Here is a 16,393-nt window from a genome sequence, read left to right as displayed (position 1 = left end):
GAACTCGGCGCCACGGCACGCATGGTCCGGGTTTCGGCCGCTTCCTAGAATCCGCGGCGGCGGCAAGTCATTCTTGCCGGATCTGCAACAAGCCCGGCAAGACACCATGGATCGGCTTTCGGCAATGGCGGCGTTCCTCGCGGTGGTCGACACCGGCGGCTTCGCCTCGGCCGCGCGGCGGCTCGGCGTCTCGCCCTCGGTCGCCACGCGCGCCGTCTCCGAGCTCGAGGCCCGGCTGGGCGTGCGCCTGCTCGTGCGCACCACGCGCTTCGTGCGCGTGACCGAAGCCGGCCAGGGCTACGCCGACGACTGCCGCCGCATCCTGGCCGAGATCGAGGCCGCCGACGGCGCGGCGGCCGGCACCCATGCCGCGCCGCGCGGCCAGCTCACGGTCACGGCGCCCGTCAACTTCGGCCGCATGTACGTGCTGCCCATCGTGCACCGCTACCTCGCGCAGCTCGCGCTCGTGGACGTGCACTGCTGGTTCGTGGACCGCGTGGTCAACCTCGTCGACGAGGGCGTGGACCTCGGCGTGCGCCTGGGCGAACTGCCCGATTCGTCACTGCAGGCCGTGCGCGTGGGCCAGGTGCGCCAGGTGCTGTGTGCCGCGCCCGATTACCTCGCGCGCCACGGCGCTCCGCAGCGGCCCGAGGACCTCGCGCAGCACGCCATCGTCGCGGCCACGGGCGTCACGGCCACCTCGGAATGGCGCTTCGACGACCAGGGGCGCCCGCTGCCCGTGCGCGTGCAGCCGCGGCTCACGCTGTCGACCAACGAGGCCGCCGCCGCCTCGGCCGCAGCCGGCATGGGCATCACACGCCTGCCGCTCTACCAGATCGCCCAGGCCGTGCAGGACGGCCAGCTCGCGCTGGTGCTGGAGGAATTCGAACGCCCTGCCCTGCCCATCCATGTGGTGCACCGCGAAGGCCGCAATGCGCCGCACAAGGTCAGGGCCTTCATCGACATGGCGGTCGAGACCCTGCGCAGCGATCCGCGGCTGCACTAGGAAGCCGGCCGAAGCGCCGCGCGCCGACACCGGGCGCACCAGGGCAGGCTGCGCCGCCACTTGGTATTGACCCGGGATCATCCAGTTCTCTGTGGTGTCCTCGCCGCAGGCGGGCACCGTTCGCCAGGCCCGAAGTCCCGCTTGGCCGGAAAACGCGCCCGGCTTTAACCCAGGTTAATGCGCAGCCCGCCCGCTTGGCCAACCATCGGCCTCATTCGATCGAATGAAGAGCGTAAAAATCTAATATTTTGCTCTAAAAAACGAGCGAGTCAGCACTCACCCCTGGGTGGCCCCCTTCCAAGAACCGCGTGCCCACCGCCGTGCCCCAACGAACTCTCTCTGCAAGCTGCGTGCCGATCCGCAAGGCCCTGCTCCTCGCCTGCGCCCTGCTGGCGCTGTCCGCCGCAGCCCAGCCGGCCGACCCCGTGGTGGTCGAGGCCCGTCGCCTGATGGCCAGCCACCAGCCCGAGGCAGCCTACCGCCTGCTAGAGCCCCTGGAACTCGAACGCGCCGACGACGCGTCGTACAGCTACCTGCTCGGCATCGCGGCCCTGGACGCGGGGCATGCCACGCGCGCCGTCTTTGCATTGGAGCGCGCGGTGGCGATCGCGCCCGGCGACAGCCTGGCGCGGGCGGAACTCGCTCGCGCCTATCTGCTGGCGGGCGAGCCAGAGCGCGCACGCACCGAACTGCAGGCCGCCAGACGCGGGGAGATGCCGCAAGAGGCCGCCGCCGCGATCGATCGGGTGCTCGGCGGGCTCGACGTTGCCCCGGCCAGTACCGCATCCGCAGCCTGGCGCGCCTACGTCGAGGGCGTCGCGGGCCATGACAGCAATGTCAACAGCGCCACGGCGGCAGGCCAGTTCGCGCTTCCGGCGTTCGGCGGCATCGTCTTCAACCTGGACCGCGACAACCGCAAGCGCGGCGATGCGTTCGCAGGCCTGGGTGCCGGCCTGGCCTGGAGAAAGCCGCTGGCAGCCGCCTGGGAACTCGAGGCGGCAGCGAACCTGCGCGGCACGTGGCACCGCAGCGTGCAGGCCATGAACAACCGCCAGTACGACGGCAGCGTCGGCGCGGCCTATACCAGCGGCGCGAACCGGTTCTCCGCCGCGCTGCAGACGCTGCAGTACGACATCGACGACCGCGGCTACCGCAGCGCGTCGGGGCTCAGCGCACAGTGGCTACGCACGCTGGACCCGCGCTCCCAGCTGAGCGCGTTCACGCAGCTCAGCCGTTTGCACTATGCGCACGACCGTGCGCGCGACGCGGACCGCGTCGTGTTCGGCGCAGGCTACGCGCGCGCGCTGTCCGATGTGCAGCTGGCGTATGCCAGCGTCTACCGTGCCGAGGAGAAGCCGCGCCGCGATGGCGTGGACAACTACGGCCACCACGCCCTGGGACTGCGCCTGGGCGGCGAGCGCGCGCTGCACGAGAACATCGTCGCGTTCGCCGCCGTGCAGTACGAGAAGCGCCGGTACGGCGGCACGGAGCCCTTCTTCGACACGCGGCGCGTCGACCGCCAGCTCGACGCATCGTTGGGCATGCACATCACGCCTTCTGCGCCGTGGCGGCTATCGCCGCAGGTCGCCTATGTGCGCGCCGACTCGTCCGTCGTGCTGTACGACTATCGCCGCGTGGTATGGCAACTCGCCGTGCGCCGGGAATTCAACTGAAGCTGTTCGCATGCCACGATTCCACCGCTCCCACGACCTCGCCTGGGCCCGACGCGCGCGCCTGACCCTCCTGTGCGGCGCGCTGCTTGCCGCAGGCCTCGGCCATGCACAGTCGCCGCCCGCCGCCACCATCGTGTTCGCGGCGGACGGCGCCACGCTCATCGACGCCAGTGGCCAACGGCGGCCCGCCGCACGCGGCATGGCCGTCGCCTCGGGCGACACGGTGGAGACCGGCAACGGCACGCTGCAGCTCAAGATGGTGGACGGCGGCATGGTGGCGCTGCAGCCCGGATCCGTGCTGCGGCTCGATGCCTACCACCTGGGCCAGAACGGGGGGGCCGAAGGCGCCAAGGGCTTCATGAGCCTGGTCAAAGGCAGCTTGCGCACCATCAGCGGCTTCATCGGCAAGGCGAGGCCGGAGGACTACCGGCTCGACACGCCGGCCGGGCTGATCGGCATCCGCGGCACGGAGTACACCGCGGCGCTGCGCGACGGCCTGACCGTGAACGTCATCGGCGGCCGCATCGCGCTGTGCAACGACACGGGCTGCACCGACGTGGCGCGCGGCATGACGGCGTTCGCCGCCACCAGGTCGGCGGCCCCCGTCGTGTCCAAACTGGTCTCCGCGGTCGTCTCCCCCAGCGGCGGTACGAGCGCGAGCCGCATGGCCGAGGCCACCGACGCGGCCGCTGGCGGCGCCACCCAGGTCGCCAGCGCAAGCACGGCGCAGCGGACCTCCGGCGAACAGGTGCAAACCTACCTGCGCGCACTGGTCGCACCGAGCCCGGGCGATGGGCAAACGGCGCTTCCTGCGCCCGACGACACGGTCGTTGCCAAGCCGCCAGGCAACTTCGCTCCGCCACCGGGCACGCCCGCCCCGGATCTCGTCGATCCTCCTGCTCCTGCTCCTGCTCCTGCGCCTGCTCCTGCTCCTGCGCCTGCTCCCGACCCCGGTCCCGGAACGCCTGCGGCCCCGAGCCCCGCCCCCGCGCCGGCCCCTGCCGCGGCCCCCTTCGTCGAATCGCCACTGCGGGCCGGGCCGGGCACCGTCATGGCGGTCAGCTCCGACCGCGAGGGCGGCACGCAGGCGGTGTCCGTGTCCGGCCACCGCACCTACGCGGGAAGCGCACTGGCCGAGGTGCGCGAGCACGATGGCTCGGGCAAGCGGCTGTTGCATGCGGGCATCCCGGTCCAGGCCCATGCGGACGGCCAGGTGGCCTGGGGCCGATGGACCGACGGCCGGTACCGGGCGGGGGCTGGCCGCGACGACGACGACGACGGCGACGGCGGGGGCCGCACCCGCGCGCTGCATTACTTCACGTTCGCCGGGACGCCCACGCTGCCCGTGCTGCGTTCGTTCGGCGCGTTCGCCTCGACAGCGCCGACCGTCACCTCGGCGCGCGGGCAGCTGGTGGCCACCGGCAGCGAGAACGCGGCGACCGGCAGCCTGCGCGTCACCTTCCCCGGTGCGACCGGAGGCTTCGCGACCTTCAGCCTGTCGGTGCCCGTCGCCGACCAGACCTTCTCGTTGAGCGGCACTGCTGCACAGACCGGCGGCTTCGGTTTCGCCGGCCCCGCCAGGATCTCGAGCACGGGCAGCGGCTGCGCCACCGGCTGCACCGGCGCCTTGGGCAACGGCGCGGCCGTGCGCGGCATGGTGGGTGGCGCCAACAGCGCACGGGCCGGCCTCTTGTACGGCTTCCACAGCGGGCTGGGAACGGTCACCGGAGCGGTCGTCTTCAAGCCTTGAGCCGCGCCGCGTTCAGCCCCGCCCCCACTGCCTCGCGCAGCGACCGGGCTGCCCACGTCCTCGGATGGGCGGCCGGTCTGCTGCTGCTCGTCGGCCTGCTGTTGCAGCAGCCGCTCTGGCTCCAGACCCTGCGCAACGCCGTGTTCGACCAGTACCAGCGCTGGCAGCCGCGCCCGTACGAAGACGCCGCCGTGCGCATCGTGGACATCGACGAGGAGAGCCTCGCGCGCATCGGGCAATGGCCGTGGCCGCGCACCGCCATGGCGGATCTGGTCGCCGCGGCGGCCGCAGGCGGCGCCGCCGCGCTGGGCTTCGACATCGTCTTCGCGGAAGCTGACCGCAGCTCGCCGCGGGAGCTGGCCAGGCACTGGGACCTGACGCCCGAACAACAAACGGCCTTCGCGGCGATGCCGGACCACGACGCCGTGTTCGCGCAAGCGATGGACGCAGGCAAGGTCGTGCTCGGCTTCGCGATCCGCCAGGCCCCGCCGCAGCCGGGGGCGGCGGCCCTGCCCCCCATCCCGGCCGGCCTGGTCGAGCTCGGTTCCGGCGCAGCGCCGCACCTGCAGCCTTTCGCCGCGGCGGTGGCGGCCGTGCCCGCGCTCGCAGCGCACGCCTTCGGGCACGGGGCGCTCGCATTCCTGCCCGACTCGGATGGCGTCGTGCGCCGGGTGCCCTTGCTGCTGCGCGTGGCCGACCGCACCGTGCCCAGCCTGGTCTCGGAGCTGCTGCGCGCCAGCCTGGACGAAAAGAATCTCCTGGTGCGCAGCACCGAGGAAGGCATCGAGCAGCTGCGGATCGGCGCGGTGTCCATTCCGACCACGCGCGACGGCGAGATGTGGCTGCACTACGCGCCCGCGTCCGCGCGCCGGTCGCTGCCGGCGTGGCAGCTGCTGGCCGGACAGGTCGCCGCCAGCGAGCTGCAGGGAAAGATCCTGCTGGTGGGCAGTTCCGCCCAGGGCCTGCTGGACCTGCGCTTCGGCACGCAGGGCCACCTGGTGCCGGGGGTGGAAATCCATGCCCAGGCGCTCGAGCAGATCCTGGCCCGGCACTTCCTGCAACGGCCTGCATGGGCGCCCATGGTGGAGGCGCTGGTGCTGCTGGCCGGCGCCGCGCTGGCCTGCGCCGCGGCCCTGTGCCTGCGCCCTGCGCTGGCCGCAGCCGCCTCGGCCGTGGCACTGCTGGCCGTCGCCGGCGCGTCCTGGTGGCTGTTCTCGCGCCAGCAGATGCTGTTCGACCCGCTGACGCCGGGCATCGGCATCGCGCTCGCCTTCCTGGCTCCGAGCGTGCAGCGCCACCACACGAGCGACCAGCGCCGCCGCTGGGTGTCGCAGGCGTTCTCGCGCTACGTCTCGCCCAACCTGGTCAGCCACATCGTGCAGAACCCCGAGCAGCTGGTGCTGGGCGGCAAGCGGCAGACCTGCAGCTTCATCTTCACCGACCTGGCCGGGTTCACGGCGCTCATGGAGGCCATCGACCCGGCCGAAGCCGTGCTGCTGCTCAACCGCTATCTGGACGGCATGATCGAGATCGCGTTCCGGCACCAGGGCACGCTGGACCGGATCGTCGGCGACAGCATCGCCATCATGTTCTCCGCCCCCATCGCGCAGGCCGACCACAGGGAGCGCGCGGTCGCCTGTGCGCTGGAGCTGCAGCGCTTCGCCACCGCCTTCGCGCAGGCGCAGCAGAGCACCGGCGTGCGCTTCGGCCACACGCGGATCGGCGTGCATGCGGGCGAGGTGATCGTCGGCAACTTCGGCGGCGAGACGATCTTCGACTACCGCGCGCTGGGCGACCCCGTCAACACCGCCTCGCGCCTGGAGAGCGCCAACGCGCTGCTGGGCACGCGCACGTGCATTTCCGAGGCCGTGCTGGGCCGCGCCCCGGCCGCGCCGGCTGTGCGACGCGTGGGCCAGCTGGTGTTCAAAGGCAAGACGAAACCCCTGCTGGTCTTCCAGCCGGCCAACGACGGGCTGGACCTGGCGGTCGACCTGCAGGCCATCGCGGACTATGAACATGCCTACGCGCTGATGGCGGCGCGCGATCCGCAGGCCCTCGCGGCGTTCGAGCGGCTGGCGCAGACGCAGGGCGACGAGCCGCTGGTCCGCTTCCACCTGGAGCGGCTGCGCAAGGGCGAGGGTGGCGACATCGTCACCTTCACCGCCAAGTAGCCGGCGCAGCAGAGGACCCGTCCCGCCATCGCCCCCTCGCCGGCCGCGCTGCCATGCAGGCCCACCCTGGACACACCACGTGCAAGCCCCATCCCCTCCCCCTTCGTCACGCGAGACGGTCTTCGGCCGCCGGGCGTCCGACCGTCTGGCAGAGCGTCTCGGCGCGGGCCAACCGCAGCGTTGGCGCGTGCAGCTCGCGCTCGGCCTGCCGCTGGCCGTCCTCATGCTGCTGGTGACCATCGCGTTCACCTCGATCGCTTCGGTCAAGTTCGAGCAGATGGCGCAGGACAACGCCCAGGTCATCTTCTCGCAGCACGTGCAACGCGGCACCGCATTGCTGCGCGGGCTGGTCGACCGCGCGCAGACCCTGGTGGGCCTGGAGGCGTCGGCCGGGCTGTCGCTGGCACCGGCGCAGCGCGAAGCCTTGCAGCGGCAGTGGGTCGCGGCCCTGGCGGTGGAGCCCAGCCTGCACGCGCTGCGCGCGGTGCTGAACGACGGCAGGTACTTCGAGGTCGTGGCGCTGCGCGACGCCGCGGGACTGGCTGCATCGCTGCAGGCGCCTGCTGCGGCGCGGTTCGCGGCGCGGTCGGTCGAAGCGGGCCGCGGCGATGCGCCACGCGCGCAGAGCTGGCGCCTGCTCGACGAAGCCGGTCAGCTGCTGGCCGAGCGCCGCGATGCCACCCGCTTCGACCCCTGGCAGGACCGGCCCGCCAGCGCGGCCGCCGCACTGGCCGGCCCCCTGGTCAGCGGACCTGCGCCCTTCTTCAGCACGCGTGACGCGGGCATCACGGTCGCTGCGCGGCTGCGCGACGGATCGGGCGTCGTGCTCGCCGAGATCGCCACCAACGGCCTGGACCGGCTGTTCCAGGCACTGTCCTATCCGCCGCACGTCGCCGGCGGCCTGGTCGCCCCCACGGGCGACATGCTGGTCTCCGGCGCTGGCCAGGGCGCGCTCGCGCCACCCGGCGGGCACGGCCCCGCCACGGCGGACGCGCAGACGCTCTCGGTGCTGCGCGAACTCGCGCAATGGACCGGCAGGGGGCTGCACCCGCAGGTGGCGACCGTGGCGGTCCACGGTGAGAAATTCGTGCTCGCGCAATCCAGCGTGGAGTTCGGCCCGGGTGCGCCCTGGCGCGTGGTCGCCTATGCGCCGCTGCTGGCGTTCTCCAGCTCCATGGTCGCCGCGCGCGACCGCATGGCGCTGATCGGCGTGCTGGTGCTCATGGTCGCGTTGCTGATGGCCTTGTGGGTCACCCGGAGGATCGTCGGTGCGCTGGACGAACTGACCCGCGATGCCATCCGGATCTGCACCCTGGACTTCGGTCCGTCGCCACGCATCAAGTCGCGCCTCAAGGAGTTCAGCGCGCTGGCCGATGCGCATGCGGTCATGCGCGAATCCATCCGTTCCAGGACGGAGGAGCTGCGCGGCTCGCGCCAGCGGCTGGAGGAGCTGATCGCTGCCGGGCTGGCGATGTCGCGCGAGCGCGACCGCATCAGCCTGCTCCAGCAGATCCTGTGGGGCGCCAAGCGCCTGACGCGCTGCGACGCGGCCACGCTGTACGTGGTGACGGAGAACAGGACGCTGCGCTTTGCCCTGCGCACGCGCGACGACTCGCTGCCGCAGGAGGAGATCCCGCTGGTCCGCCCCGACGGCTCGGACAACGACCAGTTCGTCTCCACCCACGTCGCCTTGCGCAACACCCATGTCGTCATCGACGATGTCTACGCCGAAACGCGGTTCGACCTGAGCGGCACGCGGCGCTTCGACGAGCGCACGGGCTACAGGACGGTGTCCATGCTGGCGCTGCCGCTGGCGCCGCGCGAGGGCGAGGTCATCGGCGTGCTGCAGCTCATGAACGCGCTGGACCCGATCAGCGGCAAGGCCGTGCCCTTCAGCGAGGAGGACGTGCGGATCGCCTCGGCCGTGGCGGCCCAGGCCGCGGTCTCGCTGGACAACCACCAGCTGGTGCAGGCGCAGGCCGAACTCGTGGATTCCATGGTCAAGCTGCTGGCCGGGGCGATCGACGCCAAGAGCCCCTACACCGGTGGCCACTGCGACCGGGTGCCGGAGCTGGCCGTCATGATCGCCGAAGAGGCGGTGCGCGTGGACACCGGGCCGCTGGCCGACTTCCGCTTCGACACCGCCGAGCAATGGCGCGAGTTCCGCATCGGTGCCTGGCTGCACGACTGCGGCAAGATCACGACGCCCGAGTACGTGGTCGACAAGGCGACCAAGCTCGAAACGATCCACGACCGGATCCACGAGATCCGCACCCGTTTCGAGGTGCTCCGGCGCGATGCCGAGATCGATCTGCTCAGAAACTTCATTGCCGGCGGCAATGCGGCCAAGGCATGCGAACGCTTCGAGCAGCAATGCGCGGTCCTCGAAGAAGAGTTCGCGTTCGTCGCACGCTGCAACCTGGGCGCGGAATCGATGGAAGAAGGCGCCGTGGCCCGCCTGCGCGAGATCGCGCAGCGCACCTGGCTGCGGCATTTCGACGACCGGCTCGGCCTGGGGCCGCAGGCGGCGCAGGCCGCCGCGGCATCGCCGCCCGCCCGGCTACCGGCCATGGAATTCCTGCTCGACGACAAACCGCAGCACATGGTGCCGCGGCCGGCGAAGAACCCGGACGCCCCGTGCGACCGCTTCAACCTGCAGCCGCCGGAGCTGCTCTACAACCGGGGCGAGCTGTACAACCTGTGCATCCGCAGCGGCACCCTGACGCCGGAAGAGCGCTACAAGATCAACGAACACATCATCCAGACGATCGAGATGCTGGAGGCCATGCACTTCCCCAAGAACCTGCGCCGGGTGCCCGAGATCGCGGGCACGCACCACGAAAACCTCAAGGGGACGGGCTATCCGAAAGGCCTGGCCCACGACCAGCTCAGCGTGCCCGCCCGCATCATGGCCATCGCCGATGTCTTCGAGGCGCTGACGGCGACCGACCGCCCTTACAAGAAGTCCAAGCCGCTGTCCGAAGCCGTGCGCATCCTGTGGGGCTTCAAGCGCCGCGGGCACATCGACCCCGACGTGTTCGACCTGTTCCTGTCCAGCGGAACCCATCTGCGCTACGCCCGTCGCTTCATGAGCCCCGAGCTCATCGACGAGGTGGATGTGGCGCCCTTTCTGGGCCCATGTTGAGAGCAGGCCCGGGCGCCCCTCAGTGGCGCAGCGGCGGCGCGCCCCCGGCCATGGCCGGCACCAGCACGTCCGGCGCGGCCAGCCGCAGCATGCGGGCGCAGTTGTCGCAGTGGCCGCAACCCTCGGCACGCCGCTCGCCTTCCAGCGCATCCTGCAGCACCTGCCAGCGGCAGGCGCCGCTTTCGGCGTAGTCCACCATGGCCTGCAGCTTGCGCTGCTTCTCCTGGCGCCGCGCCTGCTCGGTCTGCACCAGCGCCTCCAGCGCCGGGGCGCCGCGCGGCGCCGTCGCCGCCAGCCAGCCCGCACGCCCTCTGGCAGCGCGCGCCTTGCGGCAGTGGCCGGCCTGCGCCAGCAGCGCGAGCAGGGCGGCCAGACGGGCCCGGGGCAGCCCGGTGGACGCCTGCAGCTGCGCAAGGTCGGCGGGCGTGTCGGGCGACAGCGCGGCCAGCACCCGCGCCAGCTCGGCCTGCGTGGTGGCGCGGCCTCCCGCGAAGAAGTGCTGCACGGCACGGTCGCGCCGCTGGTACAGCAGAACGCAGCGCGCGGGCAGCCCGTCGCGGCCGGCGCGTCCGGACTCCTGGTAGTAGGCGTCCAGGCTGGCGGGCATCTGGTAGTGCACGACGAAGCGCAGGTCGGCCTTGTCGATGCCCATGCCGAAGGCGCTGGTGGCCACCATCACGCGCGTGCGGCCCTCCATGAAGGCCTCTTGCGCCGCGTGGCGCTCGGCCGCGCGCAGCTTGCCGTGGTACAGGCCCACGGACAGGCCGCGCGCCGCGAGCGCGGCATGCACCTCCTCGGCCGCGCGCACGGTGGCGGTGTAGACGATGCCCGGCTCCTCGCAGCCCTGCAGGGTGTCCTGCAGCGCCTGCAGCTTGTCGTCGGCCTCGGTCAGCGGCAGCACGGCGTAGTGCAGGTTGCCGCGCCAGGTGCCGGCGTCGATGGTGCCGCTGCGCGCGATGCCGAGCAGCCGGCCGATCTCGTCCGCCGTCTCCGGGGGCGCGGTCGCGGTCAGCGCCAGCAGCGGCGGCTGGCCGAGTGCGCGCAGCGCCGGGCCGATCTCCAGGAAGGCTGGCCGGAAGTCGTGTCCCCATTCGACGATGCAATGGGCCTCGTCGACGACGACGAGCGCGATGCGGCAGCGCCGCACCAGGGCGAGGAAGGCCGGATCGGCCAGCCGCTCGGGCGTGACCAGGACGATGCGGGCGCTGCCGTCGGCCAGCGCCGCCTCGGCCGCGGCCAGGGCTTCGGCGTCCAGGCTGCTGTTGAACTCCACGGCCGCCAGGCCGTGCGCGCGCAGCTTCTCGCACTGGTCCTTCATGAGCGCGATCAGCGGCGAGACCACCAGCGTGCAGCCGGGCAGCATCAGCGCCGGCAGCTGGTAGCACAGCGACTTGCCGGCGCCCGTGGGCATGATCGCCAGCGTGGACTGGCCGGCCAGCACGCGCGCGATCACCTGCTGCTGGCCAGGACGCAGCGCCTGCAGGCCGAACAGCCCCTGCAGCAGGCGCTCGATCTGGCGCGCGCTGCGCGCGGGCAGCGGTGTGGCAGCGGGTGCGCGCCGCGTGCGGGTCCTGCGGCGCGGCTCGGGCTCGGCCGGCGGCGTCAGCAGGGGCGCGGAGACCGGGACGGGCTCGGGGTGGAGAGTGGCTTGCAGCATGCGCTTCCTTGGGCGGCATCGACGATGCGGCAAGCTTGGCGCGGCCGCGTCGCCGGGCGCGTAGGAAGGGCACCCGAAGGTGCGCCGGCCCGCGCTGCCCCGCGTGCGCTCAGCGCTCGGCGTTGCGCTTGCGGGTGGCGGCGGCCTTCTTCGCCGACGCGGACCGCTCCTCGGCCGAGCGCGAAGCCGATGCCCGGCCACCGGCCTGCCCGCCCTTGCGCGAGGGCGACTTGTCGACCGCCTTGCCGCGGCCCGACCCGCTCTTCTTGCCGCCGCCGGTTTCCTTGTTGACGGTGGCCCAGGCGCGCCGCTCGGCCTCGCCCTCGGCCACGCCGCGCTGCTCGTAACCCTTCTCGATGTGCTCGGCCTGCCGCTTCTGCTTGTCCGTGTAGGCCGACTTGTCGCCTCTTGGCATGGTGCTCTCCTTGCTCGCTGCGCGGACACCATGTCCGCACTGGTTCCAGTCTGGCGCGCTGCCGCGCCGCCGGTGTCCGACGGCGACACGCCTGCGCGTCAGACGGTGCGCGGCTCCAGACCGGGCCGCACCAGCGCCTGCGACATGCTGCGCAGGGCCTGGCCGAAACCTCCCGGCGCCCGCGCGTCCACACGCGCGCTGGTCCACACGCGCGGCTGCGCGCTGAACACCACGTCCACGCCGGCCGCCTGCAAGGACGCCACCAGCGCCACGTCCTCGCTGCTGGGCAGGGGCGCGAAACCGCCCGCGAGGCGATAGGCCTCGGCCGTCATGCCCAGGTTGGCGCCATGGATGTGGCGGTGGCCTTCGACCGGGAAGTACTGGCTGTCGAACGCCCGCGCCAGCCGCTCGGCCAGCGCGCCGTGGGCGCTCCAGTCGCGCACCCAGACGCAGCCGCAGACGGCCCGTGCGCCCAGCGCCAGTTGTGCGGCGAGCCAGTCCGGTGCGACCAGCGAATCGGCGTCGGTGAAGGCCAGCCAGCGCGCCCCGCGCGCGAGCAGCAGTTCGGCGCCGGCCTGGCGTGCCTGGCCCACGTTGCGGTACGCCAGCGACAACGTGTGCGCGCCCTGGGCGGCGGCGTTGGCGGCGGTGGCATCGCTGCATGCGTCGGCGACGACGGCGATCTCCACGGCCTCGCCCTGCAGCGCCGGATGCCGCGCCGCGGCCTGCACCGCAGCCACGGCCGCAGCGATGTGCGCGCCTTCGTCGTGCGCGGGAATCGCCACGCCGATCACCGGATGCCCTCGCGCTGCGCCACCGAACGCCCATCGCGCGCCCACACGCGCAGGCAGAAATCGTCCTCGCGGTGGACCACCAGCGGCGCCAGGCCGATGGCATCCAGCAGCGCGTGCACCTCCTGCGTCGCACAGGCGCGCTCTGCGAACGGCGCCAACCAGTCGCACGCCACGAGCACGCCGTCGGCATCCAGCGTGGCGGCGCAGTGCTGCGCCAGCTGCTGCACCTGCGCCGCAGGCAGGAAGTAGCCGACCTCGGACAGCACCACGAGATCGAAGCGCTCGGCCACGGGCCAGTCCTGCGGCAGGCGGTGCTGCGCCAGGCGCACCTGCGGCAGCGCCGCCGTGCGCTGGTGTGCGGATCGCAGCGCGTGCGCCGAGAAGTCCGCGGCCAGCACGCTGTCGCAGCGCGCGGCCAGGCCGACCGTCAGCTCGCCGCTGCCGCAGCCAGGCTCGTAGCAGCGCCGAAAGCGCCGGCGCGGCAGGCTGGCCAGCAGCAGCGCGCGCTTGCGCCGCTCGTACCAGCGCGCGCGGGTGCCGTAGGGATCGTCCGCGCCGGCGTACAGGGCGTCGAAGTAGCTGCGCATGTTCACAGCGGCCCCTCGGTTTCGCCTGCTGGGAGAGCACCTTGGGGCGGCCCGGCGGTGCTCATTGGAGTACCTTCGCGCTGCGGTGCTGAGCACCTTGGGGCGGCCCGGCGGTGCTCATGCGAACACCAGTTCGAAGGGGCGCTGCGCGCGCACGCGCATCGCGTCGCGCAGCACCGGCGTGTGCGGGCAGTCGGGGTCGTGCTCCCATTGCGAAGCGAAGGCCTGCAGGGCCGCACACTTGCGCGCCACGGCCTGCGGCGACAGCGTGACCAGCCGGGCCTGTTCCCAGGGCATGCGCGCATCGCCGCAGGCGGCCCAGTGCCAGCCCCAGACCGGCACCTCGTAGACCTGCGCGCCCACCTGCTCGGCGGCCGCGCGCGTGGTGCGGCCCGTGGCCTCGTGGTCGGGATGGCCATCGAGCGACCAGGTGGTGAACACGCGGTCCGAAGGCCGCAGCGTGCGCAGCAGCAAGGCGTGCAGCACGCCCTCCCGCGCGGCCACGCGCCCGTCGGCGAGCCCGGCGCGCAGCACCGCTGCATCGCTGCCCAGCCGCGCCAGTGCCAAGCGGGTCTCGGCGCGCCGGCGGGATGCGAGGCGTCCCGGCGGCCAGCGCATGGATCCGGCATGGCTGGCCTCGCCGTCGGTCACGGCGATGAGCAGCGCGCGGCGGCGCAGCGTGGCCGCATGGGCCAGCAGGCCGCCGACGGCCAGCACCTCGTCGTCCGGGTGCGGCGCCACGACCACGGCGCGCGCGCCCGGTGGCAGCAGGTCCTGCGGCGCCAGGTGCGGCAATGCGCGCGCCTGCAGCCAGCACTGCCATTGCGGTTCGGGCGTGCCGTCGCCGGCCTCGATGCGGCGGCTGCTCAGAGCGTCCAAGGTTGGGCCTCGCGTCCGAGGGCGCGGCCCAGCGCCGCGAGGTCGCGTTCCGCATGGCTCTGGCGCATGAAGACCGGCAGGTCGGCCATGGCGCGTGCCAGGGCCGGCTGCTTGCACAGCGGGCCGGCGCCCAGCGCACGGCCTGCATGGTGCAGCACGGCTTCTGCGCCCTGCTCGACGGCGAGCCGCACGCGCAAGGCCCAGGCCTGCGCGTCCTGCGCAGGGTGGCGGTCGATCCAGGCGGCCGCCTCGCGCAGCAGCGCCGCGCAGCCCGCCAGTGCCACATCGATCGCACCCAGGTGCGCCAGCTGGTGCGCATCGGGTGCACGCGGCGCCAGCGCCGCCCGCACGGCGCGGGCGATGCCCACGGCACCACCCCACCAGCAGGCGGCGATGCCGGCACCGCCATGCCAGAAGCCGGGGCGTCCGACGTAGGCATGGGGCGCGCCGACCGGCTCCGCGAGCGCGCCGTCGAACAGCACATCGACGCTGGCGGTAGCGGCCATGCCCACGGCGGACCAGCCCTCGTCGAGCACCTGCACGCCGGGCTGGCGCAGGGTCACCGCGGCCAGGCAGGGCGCCCCGTCGGGGTTCCAGCCGCTGACCAGGGCATGGTCGAGAAAGGCCGCCCCCGAGCACCAGGCCTTGCGGCCCTGCAGGCGCAGCCGGCCGTCGCGTTGCGGCAGCAGCGCCAGTCGGGCCTGCGGCGGCTCGGCACACCAGGTGCCCCAGGCACCGGCTTGGGCTGGCGCGCAGCCGAGTTCCTGCTGGATGGCCAGCGCATCGGTGTGGCCCTCGTAGAGCTTGGCGAGGGCAAGATCGCGCTCGGCCACCGCAGCCAGGCGGCGCCACCGCGCCAACGTCCGGCCGCTGCCGGGCAAGGGCAGGCGGTCGGCGCCCGAGGCCAGCAGCGCACGCAGGGCGCTGGCGACGGTGTCGGGCCCGGTGCCGGCCGGCGCATCCTCCAGGACAGACCCGGGCCGGGCGGTCATCGGCGCGCGCTCAGGCGGTCTGGCCTTCCACGCTGTGCTTGAGCTGCGAAGCCTTCTGGTGCGCGTCCTGCACGGCCTGCTTCAGGGCGGCGTCGACCTGGCCGGCATTGCGGCATGCTTCCATCGCGCGGTCGGCGGTCTGCTCGATGTCCTTGACAGCCTGGGTGAGTTCGGCCTTGTCGGTCAGCGAGCGCTTGGTGCGGGCCTGCTGGTGCAGGTCCTGCACGGCCTGCTGCAGCTTGGCGTCGGCCTGGCCGTTCTTGAGCGCGGCGATGGCCTTGTCGGCTGCGGATTCGATGCCGTCGATGGCTTGCTGAAGTGCTTGTGCGTCCATGGTGGAGTCCTTGTGGGTTGATTTCAGGAACGGGGACGATCCCATGGACGCGGTGCCCCACCGTGCGCGACGCGGACGTGAGCGCGTGTCAGGCAATGGCTATGCGGCGCGCCATCCAGCCGGCCAGCTGGCCGACGCAAAATCGCAGGCCCGCACGACGCGCAGCGGAAGGAGCCTTCGATGGGACGTCTGACCTTCAGCCTCAACCTCATCCTGGACGGCTGCGTCGACCACCAGGAGGGCATCGCCGACGAGGAGACGCACGCCTTCTTCACCCGCCTCATGGACGCGCACGGGGCGATGCTGTGGGGCCGCACCACCTACGAGCTGATGGAGGGCTACTGGCCGGCGGTCGCGCGTGGCGAGGTGCAGGCGTCCCCGGCCGTGTGCGCGTGGGCATGCAAGCTGGAGACCAAGCCGAAGTACGTGGTCTCGACAACCCGGACGGAATTCCCGTGGACCCACAGCCACCTGGTGGCCGGCGACCTGCGCGCGGGCGTGCAACAGCTCAAGGACGCGACCCCGGCCGGCGTGCTGCTCGGCAGCGGCCGGCTCGCGGCTGCGCTGGACCGGCTCGACCTGATCGACGCCTACCAATTCCTCGTGCACCCCAGGATCGCCGGCCACGGCCCGACCATGTACGCCGGCGGGCTGCCCAGTACGCGGCGGCTCGCGCTGGTCTCGGCACAGCCGCTGCGCAATGGCGCGGTCGCCCTGCACTACCGACGCGCGGACGAGAACGTGTGAACGAACCGCTCACACCCACGCGAGGCCCTCGATGAGCACCCGTTTCCATCGTGATCGTTGCGCTCGGGGCCTCGCCCTTCGGGCCGGGGCGCGCCAGGCCGCATGCGGGCGTTGCGGTCCTTGCCCGGGCACGAGCCCGGGCTGCGGCCCGCGCCTACGCCCGCGGCCCGCCGCACCCCGTCGTGGGCGCGATCGGTTCATTCACACGTTCTGAATCCCCGTGCAGTCGACGGCGGCGCGACC

General features: G+C 72.7%; 13 protein-coding genes. 6 read left to right on the top strand and 7 right to left on the bottom strand.

Annotation, left to right across the window (positions count from 1 at the left end; all coding sequences use genetic code 11):
- Nucleotides 1-106 precede the first annotated feature (106 nt).
- From IE209_RS09780 to IE209_RS09765, 5 genes are all read left to right on the top strand, one after another.
- Nucleotides 107-1,006 (top strand): LysR family transcriptional regulator, encoded by a 900-nt coding sequence (locus IE209_RS09780; RefSeq protein WP_189686748.1) that lies wholly within the window; start codon nucleotides 107-109, stop codon nucleotides 1,004-1,006.
- A 350-nt stretch (nucleotides 1,007-1,356) separates the two neighbouring features.
- Nucleotides 1,357-2,679 (top strand): surface lipoprotein assembly modifier, encoded by a 1,323-nt coding sequence (locus tag IE209_RS09775; RefSeq protein WP_189686747.1) that lies wholly within the window; start codon nucleotides 1,357-1,359, stop codon nucleotides 2,677-2,679.
- Nucleotides 2,680-2,689: 10 nt separating this feature from the next.
- The gene (locus IE209_RS33775) at nucleotides 2,690-4,429 is read left to right on the top strand and encodes a FecR domain-containing protein (protein WP_229882776.1); all 1,740 of its coding nucleotides are present in this window, start codon (nucleotides 2,690-2,692) and stop codon (nucleotides 4,427-4,429) included.
- Nucleotides 4,426-6,600 carry a CHASE2 domain-containing protein gene (locus IE209_RS09770; protein ID WP_229882775.1) on the top strand — a complete coding sequence of 725 codons (2,175 nt, stop codon included), beginning with the start codon at nucleotides 4,426-4,428 and terminating at the stop codon, nucleotides 6,598-6,600. The genes IE209_RS33775 and IE209_RS09770 overlap by 4 nt, the downstream gene beginning before the upstream one ends.
- 79 nt (nucleotides 6,601-6,679) lie before the next feature.
- The gene (locus tag IE209_RS09765; protein WP_189686745.1) at nucleotides 6,680-9,745 is read left to right on the top strand and encodes an HD domain-containing phosphohydrolase; all 3,066 of its coding nucleotides are present in this window, start codon (nucleotides 6,680-6,682) and stop codon (nucleotides 9,743-9,745) included.
- A gap of 19 nt (nucleotides 9,746-9,764) precedes the next feature.
- Here the strand turns inward: IE209_RS09765 and IE209_RS09760 are convergent, their stop codons facing one another.
- The 7 genes from IE209_RS09760 to IE209_RS09730 all read right to left on the bottom strand — a co-directional run bounded on the left by IE209_RS09760 (nucleotide 9,765) and on the right by IE209_RS09730 (nucleotide 15,403).
- Nucleotides 9,765-11,402: a RecQ family ATP-dependent DNA helicase gene (locus IE209_RS09760; protein WP_189686744.1), complete on the bottom strand. Its 1,638-nt coding sequence runs from the start codon at nucleotides 11,400-11,402 to the stop codon at nucleotides 9,765-9,767.
- Nucleotides 11,403-11,511: 109 nt separating this feature from the next.
- Nucleotides 11,512-11,817, bottom strand: a complete 306-nt coding sequence (locus IE209_RS09755) for a plasmid stabilization protein (protein ID WP_145548695.1) — start codon at nucleotides 11,815-11,817, stop codon at nucleotides 11,512-11,514.
- A 98-nt stretch (nucleotides 11,818-11,915) separates the two neighbouring features.
- Nucleotides 11,916-12,602, bottom strand: a complete 687-nt coding sequence (locus IE209_RS09750) for a glycosyltransferase family 2 protein (protein WP_308433163.1) — start codon at nucleotides 12,600-12,602, stop codon at nucleotides 11,916-11,918.
- A 5-nt stretch (nucleotides 12,603-12,607) separates the two neighbouring features.
- A complete protein-coding gene (locus IE209_RS09745) occupies nucleotides 12,608-13,198 on the bottom strand; it encodes a class I SAM-dependent methyltransferase (RefSeq protein WP_189686873.1) in 591 nt (196 codons plus the stop codon).
- Between the two features lie 117 nt (nucleotides 13,199-13,315).
- Entirely contained in the window at nucleotides 13,316-14,077 is a 762-nt protein-coding gene (locus IE209_RS09740) for a PIG-L deacetylase family protein (RefSeq protein ID WP_189686742.1), read from the bottom strand.
- Nucleotides 14,065-15,069 (bottom strand): acyl-CoA dehydrogenase family protein, encoded by a 1,005-nt coding sequence (locus tag IE209_RS09735; protein WP_189686741.1) that lies wholly within the window; start codon nucleotides 15,067-15,069, stop codon nucleotides 14,065-14,067. The genes IE209_RS09740 and IE209_RS09735 overlap by 13 nt, the downstream gene beginning before the upstream one ends.
- A 10-nt stretch (nucleotides 15,070-15,079) precedes the next feature.
- Nucleotides 15,080-15,403 carry a hypothetical protein gene (locus IE209_RS09730; RefSeq protein WP_189686740.1) on the bottom strand — a complete coding sequence of 108 codons (324 nt, stop codon included), beginning with the start codon at nucleotides 15,401-15,403 and terminating at the stop codon, nucleotides 15,080-15,082.
- 180 nt (nucleotides 15,404-15,583) lie between these two features.
- On the opposite strand from IE209_RS09730, the gene IE209_RS09725 reads away from it, so the two are divergent.
- Nucleotides 15,584-16,150 (top strand): dihydrofolate reductase family protein, encoded by a 567-nt coding sequence (locus tag IE209_RS09725; protein ID WP_189686739.1) that lies wholly within the window; start codon nucleotides 15,584-15,586, stop codon nucleotides 16,148-16,150.
- Nucleotides 16,151-16,393 lie beyond the last annotated feature (243 nt).

Source organism: Pseudorhodoferax aquiterrae (genome assembly GCF_014652235.1).
Lineage (GTDB): Bacteria > Pseudomonadota > Gammaproteobacteria > Burkholderiales > Burkholderiaceae_C > Pseudorhodoferax > Pseudorhodoferax aquiterrae.
This window is presented reverse-complemented; position numbering and strand designations above follow the sequence as displayed.